This is a genomic window from Streptomyces ambofaciens ATCC 23877 (assembly GCF_001267885.1).
GTDB classification, from domain to species: domain Bacteria; phylum Actinomycetota; class Actinomycetes; order Streptomycetales; family Streptomycetaceae; genus Streptomyces; species Streptomyces ambofaciens.
In genome coordinates this window covers 3,331,701-3,351,117 of sequence record NZ_CP012382.1, presented here as the reverse complement: position 1 = coordinate 3,351,117, position 19,417 = coordinate 3,331,701, and the positions used below count along the sequence as shown (strand labels likewise).

Sequence of the window (19,417 nt, the reverse complement as noted above, 5' to 3'; positions counted from 1 at the left end):
CCGACCGGTACGAACTGTCCGCGCTCATCGGACAAGGCGGCATGGGACAGGTCTGGACGGCCTACGACCGGCGGCTGGACCGGCGCGTGGCGGTGAAGCTGCTGCGCCCCGACAAGGTGGCCGGCCAGGAGGCCGACGAACTGCGCCGCCGGTTCGTCCGCGAGTGCCGGGTGACCGCCCAGGTCGACCACCCCGGCCTCGTCACCGTGCACGACGCGGGCAGCGAGGGCGAGGAGCTCTTCCTCGTCATGCAGTACGTCGACGGCGCCGACCTCTCCGACCACCTCGCCGAGCGCGACCCCTACCCGTGGCAGTGGGCGGTCGCCGTGGCCGCGCAGCTGTGCGCCGTACTGAGCGCCGTGCACGCCGTGCCGATCGTCCACCGCGACCTCAAGCCCCGCAACGTGATGGTGAAGCAGGACGGCACCGTCACCGTCCTCGACCTCGGCGTCGCCTCCGTGATGGACGCCGACACCACCCGTCTCACCCACACCGGCACCCCCATAGGCTCGCCCGCCTACATGGCGCCCGAGCAGGCGATGGGCGGCGCCGTCGGCCCCTACACCGACCTCTACGCACTCGGCGTACTCCTGCACGAACTGCTCAGCGGAGACGTCCCGTTCTCCGGCTCCACGGCCCTCGGCGTGCTCCACCGGCACCTGTACGAGCCGCCGCAGCCCGTACGCCACATCCGCCCCGAGGTCCCCGAGGCGCTCGAAGCCCTGGTCCTGCGCCTGCTCGCCAAGGACCCGCAACACCGCCCCGCCTCCGCCCAGGAGGTCTACGAGCACCTGGCGCTGCTGCTGCCCGCGCGTGGCGTGCCCACCGGCGGCCCCCTCGACCCCACCCGCCCCTTCGTGCGCCCGCACGCCCCCTGGCCGGACCGGGCCCTGACCCCCGCGCCGCAGCCTGCCCCCGTCCCGCCCGTGGCCGAGGCCGAGAAGCCGGACGTCGCCCGAGCCGTCGACGACGTCAAGCGCCTGCTCGGCGAGGGCCGCATCACCCAGGCCGTCGACGTCCTCGGCGCGATCCTGCCCGCCGCCGCCGAACAGCACGGCGAACGCTCCCCGGTCGTCCGCACCCTCCGCAGGCAGTACGCGGCCACCCTCATGGACGACGGCCAGTACCGGCGCGCCCTGCCCGAGCTGCGCCGCCTCGCCGACGAGCGCGCCGCCGAGGCGGGCCAGGCCGACCCGCAGTCCCTGCGCCACCGCTACGACGCCGCCCAGTGCCTGGAGCAGCTCGGCGAACCCGCCGCCGCCCTCGCCGAGTACCGCGCCCTGCTGCCGTACTACGAGAACCAGTACGTCGCGGGCGACCCCGACCTCGCCCACGACGTCCGCCGCCGCATCGGCCACCTGCTGCTCGCCGTCGGCGACCGCGCCGCCGCCCACGAGACCCTGGCCCGGCTCCTGCACGACGTGGAGCGCCGCCACGGCCCCGGCCATCCGGTGGCGGCCGAGGTCCGGCGCACCCTCCAGTGGCTCGGCCAGGTACGCGGCTGACGACCGCGCCCTCGGCCCGGACGACCGCGCGGACGGCGCGGCGGTGCCCGAAGTCCCGGTGAATCGTTGGTCGAATGGGTTGGCCAGAGCCGGGCCACTGCCTACCATCGATCATCGCGAGACTCTGTGCGCCCGCCCGTCGCCCGACCACCACCCCTGGTGGCGGCGCCGGGCGCCGCACCTGTCTATTGCACTCTCCAACGGGAGGCTTCCTTGCACCGCCGCCGTCGCACCGCGCTCCTGCTCACCGCCGCGATCGCCGCCGCGGCGCCCCTGCTCACCGCCTGCGGCAACGACGCGCATCCGGGATCGGCGGCCGTCGTCGGCGACCAGCGGATCACCGTCGCCCAGCTGGAGAACCGCGTCGACGAGGTGCGCGAGGCACAGCGGGCCGCCGTCCCGGACGACACCCAGTACCAGCAGGTCCTCGCCCGCACCGGCACCCTCACCCGCGACACCCTGCACAGCATGGTCCTCGACCGGGTCCTGCACCGCGCCGCCCAGGAGGCGGGGGTGACCGTCAGCCGCAGGGAGGTGCAGGAGATGCGCGGCGGACTGGAGGAGCAGGCCGGCGGCGCCAAGGAGCTGGAGACGGTCTGGCTGCAGCAGTACGGCGTCCCCCCGGAGCGCCTCGACGAGAACCTCCGCCTCCAGCTGGAGGCCCAGAAGCTCGCCGAGAGCCTCGGCACCGACACCAGCCGTCCCGAGTTCTGGCAGGCCCTGTCCAAGGCCTCGGCCGAGCTGGACGTCGACCTCAATCCCCGCTACGGCGACTGGGACGTCCAGAAGAGCAGCCGCGTCGACACGAAGACGCCGTGGCTGCGGGAAATCACGGCGCAGCGCACCCAGCAGACGGCGTAACGCTCCCGCGAGGGCCCGCCCGCCGGCGGACGGGCCCCGGGAACCGCCCTGTGGACGGCGGACGGCCCCTGTGGACGACTCGGGGTGCCGTCCGCCGCGTGCGTTACGTTTCTGATCGTGAACGCACACAGCTCCGACGCCACCCCCGACCCCGGCCGCATCGTCCTGCTCACCACGAGCCACCGTGTGGCCCCCGGTCTGCTGTCCTGGCCCGCCTGGCAGGCCCTGCGCGCCGCCGACCGCGTGCTGTGCGCCGACGCGGCGCACCCGCAGCTGCCGTACCTGCGCGAGGCGGGCCTACGGGTCGACGAGGGGGCCCCGACCGCCGAGGAACTGGTCGCGGCCTGCGCCGGCGGCCGCACGGTGGTGGTCGTGGCGACCGGCGAGGGCGAGCCCGCGCTCACCGACGGACTGGCCCGCCTCGCCGGCTCCGGCCGTCTGCGGATGCCGGACCTTGAGCTGCTCCCCGCCTCCTACGACCTCCCGGGCGCCCGCCTCCTCGACCTCGTCCAGGTCATGGACCGCATCCGCGTCGAATGCCCCTGGTCGTCCCGGCGCACCCACGAGGGGCTGGCCAAGTACGCCATCGAGGAGGCGTACGAGCTCGTCGAGGCGATCGAGGACGGCGACCGCGACGAACTCCGCGAGGAGCTGGGCGACGTACTCCTCCAGGTCGTCTTCCACGCCCGCATCGCCGAGGAGGACCCCGACGCACCGTTCTCCGTCGACGACGTGGCCGGCACCATCGTCACCAAACTGATCCACCGCCACCCGCACGTCTTCGGCGACGAGACGGCGACCACCCCCGAGGAGGTCAGGGAGCACTGGCTGCGCACCAAGGCCGCCGAGAAGCAGCGCACCTCGGTCACCGAGGGCGTCCCGCTCGGCCAGCCCGGCCTCGCCCTCGCCGCCAAGCTCGCCTCCCGGGTCCGTACGGCGGGCCTCACCGTCCCGCTCCCCTCCGGCGAGGGGATCGGCTACGAACTCCTGTCCCTCGCCGCACGCGCCGAGGCCGAGGGCACGGACCCGGAGGCGGCCCTGAGAGCGGCGGCCCGCGCCTACCGGGACGCGATCAGGGAGGTCGAGGGGTGACCGGCCATCCGCCCCGCCCCGGCGCCGGGGGTCCCGTCCCCGAGCTGTTCACCTGGGAGTTCGCGAGCGACCCCTACCCCGCGTACGCGTGGCTGCGCGAGCACGCCCCCGTGCACCGGACGCGGCTGCCCAGCGGTGTGGAGGCCTGGCTGGTCACCCGGTACGCCGACGCCAGGCAGGCCCTCGCCGACCCGCGGCTGTCCAAGAACCCGGCCCACCACGCCGAGCCCGCGCACGCCAGGGGCAAGACCGGCATCCCGGGGGAGCGCAAGGCCGAACTGATGACCCACCTGCTGAACATCGACCCGCCGGACCACACCCGGCTGCGCCGACTGGTCAGCAAGGCCTTCACCCCGCGCCGCGTGGCCGAGTTCGCGCCACGGGTGCAGGAGCTCGCCGACGGACTCATCGACCGGTTCGCCGCCACCGGCAGCGCCGACCTCATCCACGAGTTCGCCTTCCCGCTCCCCATCTACGCCATCTGCGACCTGCTCGGCGTACCCCGCGAGGACCAGGACGACTTCCGGGACTGGGCGGGCATGATGATCCGCCACGGCGGGGGGCCACGGGGCGGGGTCGCGCGGTCGGTGAAGAAGATGCGGGGTTACCTCGCCGACCTCATCCACCGCAAGCGCGCCGCGCTGACACCCGAGCCCGGCCCCGGGGAGGACCTCATCTCCGGCCTCATCCGCGCCTCCGACCACGGTGAGCACCTCACCGAGAACGAGGCCGCGGCCATGGCCTTCATCCTGCTCTTCGCGGGTTTCGAGACCACCGTGAACCTGGTGGGCAACGGCACGTACGCCCTGCTCACGCACCCGGAGCAGCGGGCCCGTCTGCAGTCGTCCCTGGCCGACGGCGAGCGCGCCCTGCTGGAGACCGGGGTGGAGGAACTCCTGCGCTACGACGGTCCGGTGGAGCTTGCCACCTGGCGCTTCGCCACCCGGCCGCTCACCCTCGGCGGGCAGGACATCGCGGCGGGCGATCCCGTCCTGGTCGTCCTCGCCGCCGCCGACCGGGACCCGGAGCGGTTCACGGACCCCGACACCCTGGACCTCTCCCGCAGTGACAGCCAGCACCTCGGGTACGGCCACGGCATCCACTACTGCCTGGGCGCCCCGCTCGCCCGGCTGGAGGGGCAGACGGCGCTCGCCACGCTCCTCACCCGCCTGCCGGACCTGAGCCTCGCCGCGGACCCGGCACAACTGCGCTGGCGCGGCGGGCTCATCATGCGAGGACTGCGCACCCTGCCCGTGTCGTTCACACCGGTCGCACCGATGGCCGGAGACGTTTCGACGTCTCCGCAAAAGTGACACGCGCTCAACTTTGTGATCTTCACGTGATCTGCGCGGCATGAACTTGTGACAAGCGATCATCTGCCTATACGTTCACGGATCAACGTGGCCCCGAGTCTCACGGCCGCGCGATCCCCGCTGTCTCGTGAAAGGTCGTCGCATGCTCTCCGGGAACGGTCGTCACCGCCGCCCCCGCCAGGCTCCCGCCCTGGTCGTCGCCGCCGGAGTGACGGGCTCCGCCATCGCGATCCCGCTGCTCGGCGCCACCGGCGCGCACGCGGCCGACGGGGCGAACTGGGACCGGGTCGCCGAGTGCGAGACCGGTGGCGCCTGGAGCCAGAACAGCGGCAACGGCTACTACGGCGGTCTGCAGCTGTCGCAGGACGTCTGGGAGCAGTACGGCGGCCTGGACTACGCGCCCAGCGCCGATCAGGCCAGTCGCTCGCAGCAGATAAGAATCGCCGAGAGGCTCCACGCGGACCAGGGCATCACCGCCTGGCCGACCTGTGCTCTGCTCGCGGGTCTGGGCAACGACTCGGGCACGTCGGCCGGCGGCACGGGGTCGGCGGGTGAGGGCTCGTCGCAGGCGCCGGACGGCTCGGGGGCGCCGACCGCGTCCGAGACGCCCGGGAGCTCCGGCACCGGGTCGGCCGGATCCTCCGGTTCGGCCGAGGCGTCGGGGCGGACCTCCGGGGGGTCGCCTTCGGCCACGCGCTCGGCGACGCCTGACTCCCCGTCGGCCGACGCGGACGAATCGGCCAAGTCCGACACGACGGCCGGAAACGGCCCATCGGCGACCGTCGACCCGCAGGAGTCCGACAGGCCGTCCACGGCCACCACCAAGGGCGACGAAACGGACAAGGCGGGGCAGAGTGAGGGCTCTTCGTCCCTCACCGACACCGCGGGATCCGGTGTGGGCAAGCACCGCGGCGACCGGGCCGAGGAAGGGGTGGCGGAGGGCCGCGGGTCCGACGCGTCGGGGCGGCACGCCTCGCGCGGTGAGGACGAGGCGCGAGGGCTCGTGGACGGCTCGTACACCGTCCGTTCCGGCGACAGCCTCTGGGGCATCGCCGACTCCCTTGAGGTCGACGGCGGGTGGCGCTCGCTGTACGTCGGCAACAAGGAGGTCGTCGGCACCGACCCGGACCACATCCTGCCCGGTCAGACGCTCACGGTCGTGGGCGAATCAGGCGAAAAGTAGGGGCAGTTCGCGTCATGGTTCGGGACGTATGTCCGTTTTGGATCACGTGAGATATAGGTCTCAGAAGCCGTGATCGTCTTTGAAAATCCGCGGAGCGCGTGTCTACGGTCGTGACCGCTCGCCATCGCGGGCCCCGGCTGCCGCAACGCCGAATCCTGCCAGCGGCCGTCCGGGAACAGTCGTCGCGTCAAGCGCCGAAGGCAGGAGCGGGGGACCCAAGGTAAGTGCCGCACCGGGCAGTTGAGCCGGAGCGGCTAGGGGTGGAGCCGAGTTCCGTGAGGAACCCGGCCGGGCAACTCAACCGGCCCGAACCCGACAGCTCACCTCGCAGGCGTCGGTGAGGGGATCAACCATGCTGTTTTCCGGCAAGGGCAAGCACCGTCGCCCGTCCAAGGCCACCCGTGTCATCGCCGTCGCCGGTGTCACCGGTGCCGCCGTCGCCGCCCCGCTGATGGCGGCCGGCAACGCCTCCGCCGCCACCGCCTCCGAGTGGGACGCCGTCGCCCAGTGCGAGTCCGGCGGCAACTGGTCCATCAACACGGGCAACGGCTACTACGGCGGTCTGCAGTTCTCCGCCTCCACCTGGGCCGGCTACGGCGGTACGCAGTACGCCTCGACCGCCGACCAGGCGAGCAAGGCGCAGCAGATCGAGATCGCCGAGAAGGTGCTCGCGGGCCAGGGCAAGGGTGCCTGGCCGGTCTGCGGCACCGGCCTTTCGGGTGCCGCGTACACCGGTGGCGGCTCCGGCGAGAGCCAGGACAGCGGCTCCGCCAGCTCCGAGGGCTCGCAGAGCCAGAGCAGCGGCTCCACCGCCGACCGCTCCGCCGAGCAGAAGGCCTCCCGCTCCGAGGAGCGCCCGGCCGCCGAGAAGCCGGCCGAGAAGAAGACCGTCACCACCCCGACCGGCGAGAAGGTCGAGAAGGGCGACGGCGAGTACAAGGTCGTCAAGGGTGACACCCTCAGCTCGATCGCCCAGGAGCACGACGTCAAGGGCGGCTGGGCCAAGCTGTTCAAGCTCAACGACGACATCGTCGACGAGGCCGACCTGATCTACCCGGGCCAGCAGCTGCACCTGAAGTAAGCGGCGGCCCCGCCTGCTCCCGTCCCGGCGCGTGTTCCCCCGTACGCGCCGGGACGGGTTTTTCACGCCCCGGGCCCGCCCGCGCTTCCTCCCCGGAACCGCGGGTGTTTCCGGAAACGTCTTTGTTCCGTTCGGAAACAATTTACTCTCGGTTCTGTCCAGCGGGTGGGCGATCGGCTGGCCGATCGCCCGGAGCCGGTTAGGCTCGGTCCCGCAGAGCCGCTGCGGTCCTGTGGACCCGCGCGTCACACCGAAGCGTCACATTGAAGAAGGAGATGCTCGTGCCGTCCATCGACGTCGTCGTAGCCCGGGAAATCCTGGACTCCCGAGGCAACCCCACGGTCGAGGTCGAGGTCGGCCTCGACGACGGCAGCACGGGTCGTGCCGCCGTTCCCTCCGGCGCCTCCACCGGCGCCTTCGAGGCCATCGAACTCCGTGACGGCGACCCGGGCCGTTACCTGGGCAAGGGCGTCGAGAAGGCCGTCCTGGCCGTCATCGAGCAGATCGGCCCGGAGCTGGTCGGCTACGACGCCACCGAGCAGCGTCTGATCGACCAGGCCATGTTCGACCTGGACGCGACCGACAACAAGGGCTCGCTGGGCGCCAACGCCATCCTCGGTGTCTCGCTCGCCGTCGCGCACGCCGCCTCCGAGGCCAGCGACCTGCCGCTCTTCCGCTACCTGGGCGGCCCCAACGCGCACCTGCTGCCGGTGCCGATGATGAACATCCTGAACGGCGGCTCGCACGCCGACTCCAACGTGGACATCCAGGAGTTCATGATCGCCCCGATCGGCGCGGAGTCCTTCTCCGAGGCCCTGCGCTGGGGCGCCGAGGTCTACCACACGCTGAAGAAGGTCCTGAAGAACAAGGGCCTGGCCACCGGCCTCGGCGACGAGGGCGGCTTCGCCCCGAACCTCGGCTCCAACCGCGAGGCCCTCGACCTGATCCTCGAGGCGATCAAGGAGGCCGGCTACACCCCCGGCGAGCAGATCGCCCTGGCGCTCGACGTCGCCGCGTCCGAGTTCTACAAGGACGGCTCCTACGCCTTCGAGGGCAAGAACCGCACCGCCGCCGAGATGACCGAGTACTACGCCGAGCTGGTCGAGGCGTACCCGCTGGTCTCCATCGAGGACCCGCTGTTCGAGGACGACTGGGACGGCTGGAACACCATCACCGCCAAGCTCGGCGACAAGGTGCAGCTCGTCGGCGACGACCTGTTCGTCACCAACCCGGAGCGCCTGGCCCGCGGCATCGAGGAGAACTCGGCCAACGCCCTGCTCGTCAAGGTCAACCAGATCGGTTCGCTGACCGAGACCCTGGACGCCGTCGAGCTGGCCCAGCGCAACGGCTTCAAGTGCATGATGTCCCACCGCTCCGGTGAGACCGAGGACGTCACCATCGCCGACCTGGCCGTCGCCACCAACTGCGGCCAGATCAAGACCGGCGCCCCGGCCCGCTCCGAGCGCGTCGCCAAGTACAACCAGCTGCTGCGCATCGAGGAGATCCTCGACGACGCCGCGGTGTACGCCGGCCGCAGCGCGTTCCCGCGCTTCAAGGGCTGACCCGCCCCGCAAGAGGCGGCGTCGTACGTACGTCCCCGTACTCGGTCCCGTACCGTGTGCGGGGACGTACGCACGTAGGGCGACGCACGAGGGTGAAGGGGAGGCGGGGACATGGCGGTGAAGGACCGGGACCGTTTCTCCACCGCGACCAGGATCCGGATCATCGGGGAGCAGACCGCGGCCCGGGTCTACCGTTCGCAGACCAAGCGCCAGGCGCGCCGCTCCCGGCTGACCGGCCGGGCCGCGCTGCTCGCGATGGTGCTCTGCTCGCTCGTCGTGGCGCTCGCCTACCCGATACGGCAGTACGTCGCCCAGCGGGCGGAGATCGCCGATCTCCAGCGGGAGCAGCGGGAGACCCGCGGCCGGGTCGAGGAGCTGCGCGACCTCAAGGCGCGCTGGCAGGACGACGCCTACGCCGAGCAGCAGGTCCGGCTGCGGCTGCACTACGTGATGCCGGGGGAGACGGGGTTCGTCGTCGTCGACCCGGACGCCGCCAAGCAGGCCCGCGCCGAGGCCGGCGCCGCCGACCGCCCCTGGTACCGCAACGTCTGGGACGGGGTCGACAAGGCCGACGCCGCCGCCCGCCGGCCGTGAACCGACCGCGCCGGCAGTGACTCAACAGGAAGACCAGCAGAAGACAGTCATGCAGACTCCCCCGCCGACCACCCCGCGCACCGAGCCCACCGACGCGGACGTGGAGGCCTTCAAGCAGCAGCTCGGGCGTCCTCCGCGCGGCCTGCGCGCCATCGCGCACCGCTGCCCCTGCGGTCAGCCGGACGTCGTGGAGACGGCGCCGCGGCTGCCCGACGGCACTCCTTTCCCCACGCTGTACTACCTGACGTGCCCGAGGGCGGCCTCCGCGATCGGCACGCTGGAGGCGAACGGCGTGATGAAGGAGATGACCGAGCGCCTCGCCACCGACCCCGAGCTGGCCGCCGCGTACCGCGCCGCGCACGAGGACTACATCCGGCGGCGCGACGAGATCGAGGAGCTGACCGGCTTCCCGAGCGCGGGTGGCATGCCCGACCGGGTCAAGTGCCTGCACGTGCTGGTCGGTCACTCGCTCGCGGCCGGTCCGGGCGTCAACCCGCTGGGCGACGAGGCGATCGCGATGCTGCCCGAGTGGTGGCGCAAGGGGCCGTGCGTGACGGTCGCCGGGACCTGTGGGGAGGACGGCAAGTGACCCGTGTCGCCGCCATCGACTGCGGTACGAACTCCATCCGGCTCCTGGTGGCCGACGCCGACCCCGCGACCGGTGAGCTGACCGACCTGGACCGCCGCATGACCATCGTGCGGCTCGGCCAGGGCGTCGACCGCACCGGACGGCTGGCGCCCGAGGCGCTGGAGCGGACCTTCGCCGCGTGCCGTGAGTACGCCGAAGTGATCAAGGAGCACGGCGCCGAGCGGCTGCGTTTCGTGGCGACCTCCGCCTCCCGGGACGCGGAGAACCGGGACGACTTCGTGCGCGGGGTGCTGGACATCCTCGGTGTGGAGCCGGAGGTCATCTCCGGGGACCAGGAGGCGGAGTTCTCCTTCACCGGTGCCACCAGGGAGCTGGCCGGCCGCGACCACCTCGACAAGCCCTACCTGGTCGTGGACATCGGCGGTGGCTCGACCGAGTTCGTCGTCGGCGACGACCGGGTGCGCGCCGCCCGTTCCGTGGACGTCGGCTGCGTCCGGATGACCGAGCGGCACCTGCTGCGCGACGGCGCGGTGACCGACCCGCCCACCGAGGAACAGGTCGCGGCGATGCGGGCGGACATCGAGGCCGCCCTGGACCTCGCCGGGGAGACGGTGCCGCTGCGCGAGGCGCGCACGCTGGTGGGGCTGGCCGGTTCGGTGACGACGGTGTCCGCGATCGCGCAGGAGCTGCCCGAGTACGACTCGGCCGCCATCCACCACTCCCGGATCTCCCACGACCGGGTCAGGGAGATCACCGACTGGCTGCTGCGCTCCACCCACGCCGAGCGCGCGGCGGTCCCGTCCATGCATCCGGGCCGCGTCGACGTGATCGGCGCGGGGGCGCTCGTCCTCCTGGCGATCATGGAGCGCACGGGTGCGCGGGAGGTCGTCGTGAGCGAGCACGACATCCTCGACGGCATCGCGTGGTCGGTGGCGTAGGTGTCCGCGCTCGCTCTCTGAGCAGGACGGACGACGATTGAGCGGGCACCGGGGGGCCTCGCGGGCCCCTCGGTGACGTCCTGTCGGGAAACTTCGTGAAGTTCTTCACAAGGAATTGGGCCCGGTCGGACGGCGAAAGCGCGTCGGTTGACCCTTTTGGGGGCTCAACAGCCCTTTGAACGTGTTCAGGACCGTGTGCGCGAGGGGTTCCGCCGGGGGGCCGACGGAGGGTGGTCCACCCTCCCCGGAGGTGCGGATGGGCAGCTCACGCGGCATTGACAACGGGGCGCCCTACACGCTGGTTCCTTCCCGCGCCATGATCTCCGTCACGTGGGCGGCGGATGGTAGCACAGCCTTCACAGGAGCTTGTGAAGGGGCGCACGAACGACCCCCCTGAGACGGGTGGATACTCGATGGCATGAGCACCACGGAGCGTCCCAGGATCCTCGTAGTAGGCGGTGGGTACGTAGGCCTGTACGCAGCTCGACGCATCCAGAAGAAGATGCGTTACGGCGAGGCGACCGTCACCGTCGTCGACCCGCGGTCGTACATGACCTACCAGCCCTTCCTCCCCGAAGCCGCCGCCGGCAACATCTCCCCGCGGCACGTCGTCGTCCCCCTCAGGCGCGTGCTTCCCAAGGCGGAGGTCCTCACCGGCCGGGTCACCACCATCGACCAGGACCGCAAGGTCGCCACGATCGCCCCCCTGGTGGGCGAGGCGTACGAGCTGCCGTTCGACTACCTGGTCATCGCCATGGGCGCGGTCTCCCGCACCTTCCCGATCCCCGGCCTCGCCGAGCAGGGCATCGGCATGAAGGGCATCGAGGAGTCCATCGGGCTGCGCAACCACGTCCTGGAGCAGCTCGACAAGGCCGACTCCACCACCGACGAGGAGATCCGCCGCAAGGCGCTCACCTTCGTCTTCATCGGCGGCGGTTTCGCCGGCGCGGAGACCATCGGTGAGGTCGAGGACATGGCCCGCGACGCGGCCAAGTACTACAAGAACGTCTCCCGCGAGGACATGCGCTTCATCCTCGTGGACGCCGCCGACAAGATCCTCCCCGAGGTCGGCCCCAAGCTCGGCCAGTACGGCAAGGAGCACCTCGAGGGCCGCGGCGTCGAGGTCTACCTGTCCACCTCCATGGACTCCTGCGTCGACGGCCACGTCGTGCTGAAGAACGGCCTGGAGGTCGACTCCAGCACCATCGTGTGGACGGCCGGCGTCAAGCCGAACCCGGCCCTGTCCCGCTTCGGCCTGCCGCTGGGTCCCCGCGGTCACGTCGACTGCGAGCCGACCCTCCAGGTCAAGGGCACCGACTACATCTGGGCCGCGGGCGACAACGCCCAGGTGCCGGACCTCGTCGGCCGCAAGGCGGGCAACGAGAACGCCTGGTGCCCGCCGAACGCCCAGCACGCGCTGCGCCAGGCCAAGGTCCTCGGCGACAACGTGATCTCCGGCATGCGGGGCTTCCCGCAGAAGGACTACAGCCACGCCAACAAGGGCGCGGTGGCGGGCCTCGGCCTCCACAAGGGCGTCGCGATGATCGTCATGGGCAAGATGAAGATCAAGCTCAAGGGACGTCTCGCCTGGTACATGCACCGCGGCTACCACGGTCTCGCGATGCCGACCTTCAACCGGAAGATCCGCGTCTTCGCGGACTGGACCCTCGGCATGTTCCTCAAGCGCGAGGTCGTCTCCCTCGGCGCGATGGAGACCCCGCGCGAGGAGTTCTACGAGGCCGCCAAGCCGGCCCCGGCCGCCGCGCCGAAGGCCTCCGCCACGAGCGATCCGGTCGCGCGGCCGCAGAAGTCCGAGGAGAAGGCCAAGGCCTCCTGACCTCTCCTCCAGCGCACTCGTAGTACCCCGAAGGGGCCGTCCGCCATCCGTGGTGCGGGCGGCCCCTTCGCGCTGCGCCGACCGGGCGACGGAATCCATGGTGTGTACAAGTATTTTGCTCGATCGTGACGCGCGCCGGGGACTGTGCGGCGGGCTCCCAGGTGTTTACGTGGTGTTGGACATTCCGGGATAGCCCGTCACGGAGGTACGCCATGGCTGGTGCCGCGCTGCGGCTGCAGAGCCTCTTCGAACAGTTGCTGGGAGCACCCCTCCCGGTGCGCATCCGCGCCTGGGACGGTTCTGAGGCGGGACCGCCGGGCGCGCCGACCCTCGTCGTCCGCCATCGCCGCGCCCTGCGCCGCCTGCTGTTCAAGCCGGGCGAACTGGGCCTGGCCCGCGCCTGGGTGGCCGGCGACCTCGACGTCGAGGGCGACCTCTTCGCCGCCCTCGACGTGATGGCCGGCCTCGTCTGGGAACGCGGCGAGGACGCCCGCGGCCTCGCCGAGGCGCTGCGCGACCCCGAGTTCCGGGCCGCCGTACGCGGACTGGTGCGGCTCGCCGGGCCGCCGCTGCCGCCCGCCCCGCCCCCGGAGGAGGTCCGCCGCCCCCGCGGCCACCTGCACACCAAGCGCACCGACAGGCGGGCCATCAGCCACCACTACGACGTCGGCAACGACTTCTACGAACTCGTCCTCGGTCCCTCCATGGTGTACTCCTGCGCCTACTGGCAGACCCCGGAAAGCGCGGGCGGCACCCTGGAGGACGCCCAGCGCGACAAGCTGGAACTGGTCAGCCGCAAGCTGGGCCTGAGCCCCGGTCAGCGCCTCCTGGACGTCGGCTGCGGCTGGGGCTCCATGGCGATCCACGCCGCCCGCGAGCACGGTGTGAGCGTCGTCGGCGTCACGCTCTCCCAGGAGCAGGCCGCCTACGCCCGCAAGCGCGTCGCGGACGAGGGACTCACCGACCGGGTGGAGATCCGCGTCCAGGACTACCGGGACGTCGCGGACGGACCGTACGACGCCATCTCCTCCATCGGCATGGCCGAGCACGTCGGCGCCGCGCGCTACCTGGAGTACGCCGGTGACCTGTTCCGGCTCCTCAAGCCCGGAGGGCGGCTGCTCAACCACCAGATCGCGCGGCGCCCCGAGCGGGACGAGTCCGCCTACAGCGTGGACGAGTTCATCGACGCCTACGTCTTCCCCGACGGTGAGCTGGCCCCCGTCGGCACCACCGTCACCCAACTGGAGCGTGCCGGGTTCGAGGTGCGCGACGTGGAGGCGATCCGCGAGCACTACGCCCTCACCCTGCGCCGCTGGGTGGCCAACCTGGAGGCCGGATGGGACGCGGCGACGCGGCTCGTCAGCCCGGGCCGCGCACGGGTCTGGCGCCTGTACATGGCCGCCTCCGCGCTCGCCTTCGAGCACAACCGCATCGGCGTCAACCAGGTCCTCGCCGTGCGGACCCCGGACTCGGGCGACTCCGGACTGCCGCTGCGCGCCCGCGTGTGGAGTGCGCCCGGCCGCGGCTGACCGAGACACGAGGGCCGGGCCCCCGCGCGGGGAGCCCGGCCCTCGGTGTGCCGCGGTGCGGCGAGGTCACTCGGCCTTGATCGCGTTCAGCATGTTCAGCCGGGCGGCGTTGCGGGCCGGCCACATCGCGGCCAGGACGCCCACCAGGCCGGCCAGCACCAGGAAGATCCCGATCCGGTCCCAGGGCAGGACCAGCGCGTATCCCGGGATCTGGTCCGCGACGGTCTCGCCGATCGCCCAGCCGAGGAACGTGCCGAGACCGATGCCGACCACGGCGCCGAACATCGAGATGACGACGGCCTCCAGCCGGACCATCCGCTTCACCCGGCGCCGGTCCAGACCGATCGCGCGCAGCATGCCGATCTCCTGCTGCCGTTCGAAGACGGACATCGCGAGGGTGTTGACGACGCCCAGCACCGCGATGATCAGGGCCATGGCCAGCAGGCCGTACATGATGTTCAGCATGGTGTTGATGGCGCCGCCGAACTCGTCGCGGATGTCCTGCCGGTCCATCACGGTGATCGCCGGGTTGTCGCCGAGCGCGTCGATGAGGACCTGCTCGTTGGCCGCGGACTGGCCGCCGTCGACCTTCACGAAGATCTGCCGGATGGACGGCTTCGTCTCGTGCCGGTCCACGACCTCGCGGTCGACGAGGACGGGGGAGAGGAACTCGCTGTCCTTGTAGACGGCGCCGACCGTCAGGGTGGCCTTCTCGTCGTCGTCGAAGGTGACGGCGACGGTGTCGCCGGTCTTCCAGCCCCTGCTCTCGGCCGTCTTCTCGGCGACCGCGATCCGGCCCTCGGCGAGCGAGCCCGCGCTGCCGCTGACGACGTCGACCGTCAAAACCTTCTCGATGTCGCCCGGGGTGACCGCCGAGGCGGACACGTAGTCCTCGCCGTCCACCCGGAAGTAGGCGTCCTGCTGCGGCGAGACCGCGGACACGCCCCCGGCCTTCTCCAGCGCCGTCAGCGCGGCCCGGTCGAGGTCGCCTCCGTTGGCCATCGAGACCATGTAGTCGGCCTTGATGTTGTCCGTGGTCATCTTGTCGATGGCCGCGCCGACCGTGATGCCGAGCACCGACAGGGCGGTCACCAGCGTCAGCCCGATCGCCAGCGCCGAGGCGGTGGCGCCGGTGCGGCGCGGGTTGCGGACCGCGTTCTGGCCGGCCAGCTTGCCTGCCACCCCGAACGGGCCGACGAGCAGCGGTCGGACGAGCGCGATCACGGGCCGGGACAGCAGCGGGATCAGGATGATCACGCCGATCAGTGCGAAGAACGCGCCCGCCCCGATGTACATCCGGCCGTCGTCGCCCCCGGTCGAGGCACCCGCCACGATCCCCACCGCACCGAGGGCGGTGACCACCGCGCCGATGGAGTTGCGCAGCACCAGTGACTTGGTGGTGGCCACCGCGTGGACGCTGTTCATGGCCGCCACCGGTGGGATCTTCGCGGCCCGGCGGCCCGGCAGCCAGGCGGCGAACACCGTGATCAGCACGCCCACGGCGAACGCCGCGACCACCGGCGTGGCGGACAGGACCAGGGGGCCGGCCGGCATCTTCATCTCGAACGCGGCCATGCCGGAGCGCAGCCCGACGGCCAGTGCGACGCCGAGGGCGAAGCCGACGGCCGAGGCCACCAGGCCCACCAGCGCGGCCTCGGCGAGCACCGAGCGGGTGATCTGCCTGCGGGACGCGCCGACGGCGCGCATCAGGGCGATCTCCTTGGTGCGCTGGGCGACCAGCATCGTGAACGTGTTGGAGATCAGGAAGATGCCGACGAAGAGCGCGATGCCCGCGAAGCCGAGCAGGATCTGCTTGAGGTTGCCCAGGCCCTGTTCGATCTGCTCGGCCTGCTCGTCCGCGAGCGCCTGGCCGGTTTGGGCCTCGGCGGTGTCCGGCAGCAGCGGCTCGACCGAGCGGAGGATCTCCGAGGCGTGCGCGCCGGGAGCGGCGGTGACGGTGACGCTCTCGAAGTAGCCCGGCTTCAGGTACTGCTTCTGGGCGACGGAGGTGTCGAAGAGGACGAGGCTGCCGCCGGCGTTGACGGCGCCGTCCTCGGTGGTGAACACGCCGCTGAGGGTGTACTCCTTCACCGGGCCGTTGGTCGCGACGCGCACCCGGTCGCCGACCTCGTACTCGCCCTTGCCGGCGGACTCCTCGTCCAGGGCGATCTGGTCGTCCCTCACCGGGCCGGAGCCGTCGGTGAACGTGTACGCGGTGTCCTTGCCGTCCTTGCCGGGCGCGAAGTTGGCGCCCTTGTTGGACCAGCCGACGCCGATGAGCTTTCCGTCGGGGTCGGCGACGCCGGCGAAGCCCTCGACGCGGCCGTACACCCCGGCGACGCCGTCCACGGCGGAGATCCGGTCGAGGACCTCGCCGGAGAGGCCGGGCTCCTCCTTGGGGTTGTCGGGGTCGGCGTGCGAGCTGACGGCGACGGCGACGTCGTCGTAGCTCTTCGCCGACTGGTTGCGGAAGGCGTGGGAAAGGGTGTCGGCGAAGACCAGGGTGCCCGACACGAACGCAACGCCCAGCATCACGGCGAGCACGGTCATCAACAGCCTGGCCTTGTGCGCGAAGACGTTGCGCAGGGCGGTACGGAACATGGGTCTACTTCGTCCAGACGTACGGGGCGGAAGGTGGGCGGGACGTCAGCTGGTGCGGCCCTTGGCGTCGAACTGCTTCATGCGGTCCAGCACCGAGTCGGCCGTCGGCCCGTACACCTCGTCCACGATGCGTCCGTCCGCGAGGAAGACCACCCGGTCCGCGTACGCCGCGGCCACCGGGTCGTGGGTCACCATCACGACCGTCTGCCCCAGCTCCCGCACCGAGTTGCGCAGGAAGCCCAGCACCTCGGCGCCCGAGCGGGAGTCGAGGTTCCCGGTCGGCTCGTCACCGAAGATGATCTCCGGACGGGAGGCCAGCGCGCGGGCCACGGCCACGCGCTGCTGCTGGCCGCCGGAGAGCTGGGAGGGGCGGTGGCCGAGCCGGTCGGCCAGGCCGACCATCCCGATCACGGAGTCCAGCCACTGCTTGTCCGGCTTGCGGCCCGCGATGTCCATGGGAAGGGTGATGTTCTCCAGCGCGGTGAGCGTCGGCAGCAGGTTGAACGCCTGGAAGATGAAACCGATCTTGTCCCGGCGCAACTTGGTCAGCTGCTTGTCCTTCAGCGAGCCCAGTTCGGTCTCGCCGATGCGCACCGAGCCGGACGAGAAGGTGTCCAGCCCGGCGACGCAGTGCATCAGCGTGGACTTGCCGGAGCCGGAGGGGCCCATGATCGCGGTGAACTCGGCCCCCCGGAAGTCGACGGAGACCCGGTCCAGGGCGACCACCTGGGTCTCGCCCTGGCCGTAGATCTTGGAGAGCTCCGTGGCGCGTGCGGCCACGGTGGTGGACCGGTCGGCTGGGGGTCCCCCCGGCCGGAGGCTGGGGGAGGGTGCGGTGGTCACGGGAAGGGCGCTCCTGTCGGTACGGCGTGCTCGGGGACGCTGTCCATCCTTCCGGCCACCGGGCGCCGTGTAGTCAGCCGCTGTCCCGGTTCCGAGGGGGGACTTCGGTCGGACGGGCCGGGCTCGCGTACTACCTGAGGATGACGGCCGACCCCGAGTCGCCGTTCCGGCGCGGGCGGCACCGGAACGGGGCGGGCGCCCTTGTCGAGACGGTGAAATTCCGTCATTCCGCGTGCGTCGCCCGGCGTCGCACGCGAGGCTGTTGGCAAGTGAGGACGGCCCGGCCCGGGAACTGATGCGCCCTCAGGCGCCAATAAAATAAGACAACATCGGTCCGCCCGACCCATGTTCGAGGGGTGTGCCCCGATAGGCTCAAGACGCTCGACGCGGAGCCCATGGCCTGCCCGGATGGTGGAATGCAGACACGGCGAGCTTAAACCTCGCTGCCCCTTCGCGGGCGTGCCGGTTCAAGTCCGGCTCCGGGCACTCTCCCTTCGCCCTTCTCGGCTCCCTTCCCGCGCGCGGCCTTCCCGTGCGCCGCGACTTCCCCGCAGACCGTTGACAGCGGTGCCGCCCGGCCGGAGACTCACCACCAGCAAATGGTGAACTAATTTTCACCTGGCGAACACCGGAGCCGGGCGCGACCCCTGCGCGAACGGTCCCGGACGACTCGGCAACGACGCCAATCGAAGGGAACGACCGATGCGCACCACCGTCGGCATCATCGGGGCCGGACCCGCCGGGCTCCTCCTCGCCCGGCTGCTCCACAACGCCGGTATCGACTCGGTCGTCCTGGAGAGCCGCGACCGCGCCTACGTCGAACGGCGGCAGCGCGCCGGAATCCTGGAGCAGGCCACCGTGGACGTCCTGCGGGCGGCCGGGGCGGCGGAGCGGATGGACCGGGAGGGGCTGCGTCACGACGGCATCGAGCTGCGCTACGACAGGCGGCGCCACCGCGTCGACTTCCCCGCGCTGACCGGCGGGAAGTCGGTCATGGTCTACGCCCAGACCGAGGTCTGCAAGGACCTCATCGCCCTCCAGTTCGAGGAGGGCGGCCCGCTGCTGTTCGAAACCGAGGCGCTGGCCGTGGAGGGCGCGGAGACGGAGCACCCGCGCGTCCGCTTCCGGCACGGCGCGACCGGCGCCGAGGACGTCCTGGAGTGCGACTGGGTCGTCGGCTGCGACGGCTTCTGGGGCGTGGCCCGGGCGGCCGTCCCGTCCGCGGTGGGCCGGACCTTCGAGCGGACGTACCCCTTCGGCTGGCTCGGCGTCCTGGCCGACGTGCCGCCCTCCCACGACGAGCTGGTCTACGCCCGCCACGACCGCGGTTTCGCCCTGCTGTCCATGCGCTCCCCGTCCGTCTCGCGCCTGTACCTCCAGGTGCCCGAGGGCACGGACGCCGGGAGCTGGAGCGACGAGGAGATCTGGAGCGAGCTGGAACGCCGCTTCGAGACGGACGACGACTGGACGCTGCGGCGCGGCCCCATCACCCAGAAGTCGGTCACGCCGATGCGCTCCTACGTCCACGAGCCCATGCGGCACGGCCGCCTCTTCCTGGCCGGCGACGCCGCGCACATCGTGCCGCCCACCGGGGCCAAGGGCCTGAACCTCGCCGTCGGCGACGTCGTCACCTTCGCGCGGGCACTGGTCCACCGCGCCGGGACCGGCTCCGAGGAACTGCTCGACGCCTACTCCGCGACCTGCCTGCGCCGCGTCTGGCAGGCCGAGCGCTTCTCCTACGACATGACGACCCTCCTGCACCGCGCCCCCGACGCCACGCCCTTCGACGACCGCCTCCAGGTGGCCCGCCTGGACCGGATCGCCGGCTCCCGCGCGGCCGGGACCGACCTCGCCGAGGCCTACACCGGTTTCCCGATCGGGTGAGCGGC

15 protein-coding genes, 1 tRNA gene and 1 riboswitch are annotated in these 19,417 nt (G+C 71.7%); of the genes, 14 read left to right on the top strand and 2 right to left on the bottom strand.

The genetic code is table 11. The features are described 5' to 3' along the window. The first annotated feature begins 14 nt into the window (after window positions 1–14). From pkaE to SAM23877_RS14800, 12 genes are all read left to right on the top strand, one after another. Window positions 15–1,505, top strand: coding sequence for a serine/threonine protein kinase PkaE (pkaE, locus tag SAM23877_RS14855; RefSeq protein WP_280518087.1), 1,491 nt, complete (start codon window positions 15–17; stop codon window positions 1,503–1,505). A gap of 213 nt (window positions 1,506–1,718) precedes the next feature. Then, on the top strand, window positions 1,719–2,366 hold the full coding sequence (locus tag SAM23877_RS14850) for a SurA N-terminal domain-containing protein (protein ID WP_053132327.1): 648 nt from the start codon (window positions 1,719–1,721) through the stop codon (window positions 2,364–2,366). A gap of 117 nt (window positions 2,367–2,483) precedes the next feature. Beyond that, window positions 2,484–3,458 (top strand): nucleoside triphosphate pyrophosphohydrolase, encoded by a 975-nt coding sequence (locus SAM23877_RS14845; RefSeq protein ID WP_053132325.1) that lies wholly within the window; start codon window positions 2,484–2,486, stop codon window positions 3,456–3,458. Further along, entirely contained in the window at window positions 3,455–4,771 is a 1,317-nt protein-coding gene (locus tag SAM23877_RS14840; RefSeq protein WP_053132322.1) for a cytochrome P450 family protein, read from the top strand. Before SAM23877_RS14845 ends, SAM23877_RS14840 begins: the two co-directional genes overlap by 4 nt. 142 nt (window positions 4,772–4,913) lie before the next feature. After that, window positions 4,914–5,954: a transglycosylase family protein gene (locus tag SAM23877_RS14835; RefSeq protein ID WP_053132319.1), complete on the top strand. Its 1,041-nt coding sequence runs from the start codon at window positions 4,914–4,916 to the stop codon at window positions 5,952–5,954. A 182-nt stretch (window positions 5,955–6,136) separates the two neighbouring features. Continuing rightward, window positions 6,137–6,303, top strand: a riboswitch (cyclic di-AMP (ydaO/yuaA leader). Window positions 6,304–6,306: 3 nt separating this feature from the next. Further along, complete coding sequence (locus SAM23877_RS14830; protein ID WP_053132315.1) at window positions 6,307–7,035, top strand: LysM peptidoglycan-binding domain-containing protein; 729 nt, start codon at window positions 6,307–6,309, stop codon at window positions 7,033–7,035. Between the two features lie 281 nt (window positions 7,036–7,316). Continuing rightward, the gene (gene eno / locus SAM23877_RS14825; protein ID WP_079030721.1) at window positions 7,317–8,597 is read left to right on the top strand and encodes a phosphopyruvate hydratase; all 1,281 of its coding nucleotides are present in this window, start codon (window positions 7,317–7,319) and stop codon (window positions 8,595–8,597) included. Between the two features lie 111 nt (window positions 8,598–8,708). Further along, entirely contained in the window at window positions 8,709–9,191 is a 483-nt protein-coding gene (divIC, locus tag SAM23877_RS14820; RefSeq protein ID WP_053132300.1) for a cell division protein DivIC, read from the top strand. A 49-nt stretch (window positions 9,192–9,240) separates the two neighbouring features. After that, window positions 9,241–9,780, top strand: coding sequence for a DUF501 domain-containing protein (locus SAM23877_RS14815; protein WP_053132296.1), 540 nt, complete (start codon window positions 9,241–9,243; stop codon window positions 9,778–9,780). After that, window positions 9,777–10,718, top strand: a complete 942-nt coding sequence (locus SAM23877_RS14810) for a Ppx/GppA phosphatase family protein (RefSeq protein WP_053132292.1) — start codon at window positions 9,777–9,779, stop codon at window positions 10,716–10,718. The genes SAM23877_RS14815 and SAM23877_RS14810 overlap by 4 nt, the downstream gene beginning before the upstream one ends. 418 nt (window positions 10,719–11,136) lie before the next feature. Further along, window positions 11,137–12,555: an NAD(P)/FAD-dependent oxidoreductase gene (locus tag SAM23877_RS14805; RefSeq protein WP_079030212.1), complete on the top strand. Its 1,419-nt coding sequence runs from the start codon at window positions 11,137–11,139 to the stop codon at window positions 12,553–12,555. A 212-nt stretch (window positions 12,556–12,767) separates the two neighbouring features. Continuing rightward, window positions 12,768–14,084 carry an SAM-dependent methyltransferase gene (locus tag SAM23877_RS14800; RefSeq protein WP_053132286.1) on the top strand — a complete coding sequence of 439 codons (1,317 nt, stop codon included), beginning with the start codon at window positions 12,768–12,770 and terminating at the stop codon, window positions 14,082–14,084. Between the two features lie 66 nt (window positions 14,085–14,150). On the opposite strand, the gene SAM23877_RS14795 is transcribed toward SAM23877_RS14800, so the two are convergent. Then, window positions 14,151–16,685 carry an ABC transporter permease gene (locus tag SAM23877_RS14795; protein ID WP_053132274.1) on the bottom strand — a complete coding sequence of 845 codons (2,535 nt, stop codon included), beginning with the start codon at window positions 16,683–16,685 and terminating at the stop codon, window positions 14,151–14,153. Between the two features lie 45 nt (window positions 16,686–16,730). Continuing rightward, a complete protein-coding gene (locus SAM23877_RS14790) occupies window positions 16,731–17,528 on the bottom strand; it encodes an ABC transporter ATP-binding protein (RefSeq protein ID WP_053132261.1) in 798 nt (265 codons plus the stop codon). 402 nt (window positions 17,529–17,930) lie between these two features. Here SAM23877_RS14790 and SAM23877_RS14785 point away from each other — a divergent pair. Continuing rightward, window positions 17,931–18,014: transfer RNA gene (locus SAM23877_RS14785), tRNA-Leu, on the top strand. 216 nt (window positions 18,015–18,230) lie between these two features. Beyond that, window positions 18,231–19,412, top strand: coding sequence for a 4-hydroxybenzoate 3-monooxygenase (locus SAM23877_RS14780; RefSeq protein ID WP_053132249.1), 1,182 nt, complete (start codon window positions 18,231–18,233; stop codon window positions 19,410–19,412). Window positions 19,413–19,417: the final 5 nt, after the last annotated feature.

What these genes read in the sequence shown, in the direction of transcription:
- SAM23877_RS14835 (WP_053132319.1), top strand. Translation starts at nt 4,914, where the DNA reads ATGCTCTCCGGGAACGGTCGTCACCGCCGCCCCCGCCAGGCTCCCGCC.
- SAM23877_RS14830 (WP_053132315.1), top strand. Translation starts at nt 6,307, where the DNA reads ATGCTGTTTTCCGGCAAGGGCAAGCACCGTCGCCCGTCCAAGGCCACC.
- divIC (WP_053132300.1), top strand. Translation starts at nt 8,709, where the DNA reads ATGGCGGTGAAGGACCGGGACCGTTTCTCCACCGCGACCAGGATCCGG.
- SAM23877_RS14815 (WP_053132296.1), top strand. Translation starts at nt 9,241, where the DNA reads ATGCAGACTCCCCCGCCGACCACCCCGCGCACCGAGCCCACCGACGCG.
- SAM23877_RS14805 (WP_079030212.1), top strand. Translation starts at nt 11,137, where the DNA reads ATGAGCACCACGGAGCGTCCCAGGATCCTCGTAGTAGGCGGTGGGTAC.
- SAM23877_RS14800 (WP_053132286.1), top strand. Translation starts at nt 12,768, where the DNA reads ATGGCTGGTGCCGCGCTGCGGCTGCAGAGCCTCTTCGAACAGTTGCTG.
- SAM23877_RS14795 (WP_053132274.1), bottom strand. Translation starts at nt 16,685, where the DNA reads ATGTTCCGTACCGCCCTGCGCAACGTCTTCGCGCACAAGGCCAGGCTG.
- SAM23877_RS14780 (WP_053132249.1), top strand. Translation starts at nt 18,231, where the DNA reads ATGCGCACCACCGTCGGCATCATCGGGGCCGGACCCGCCGGGCTCCTC.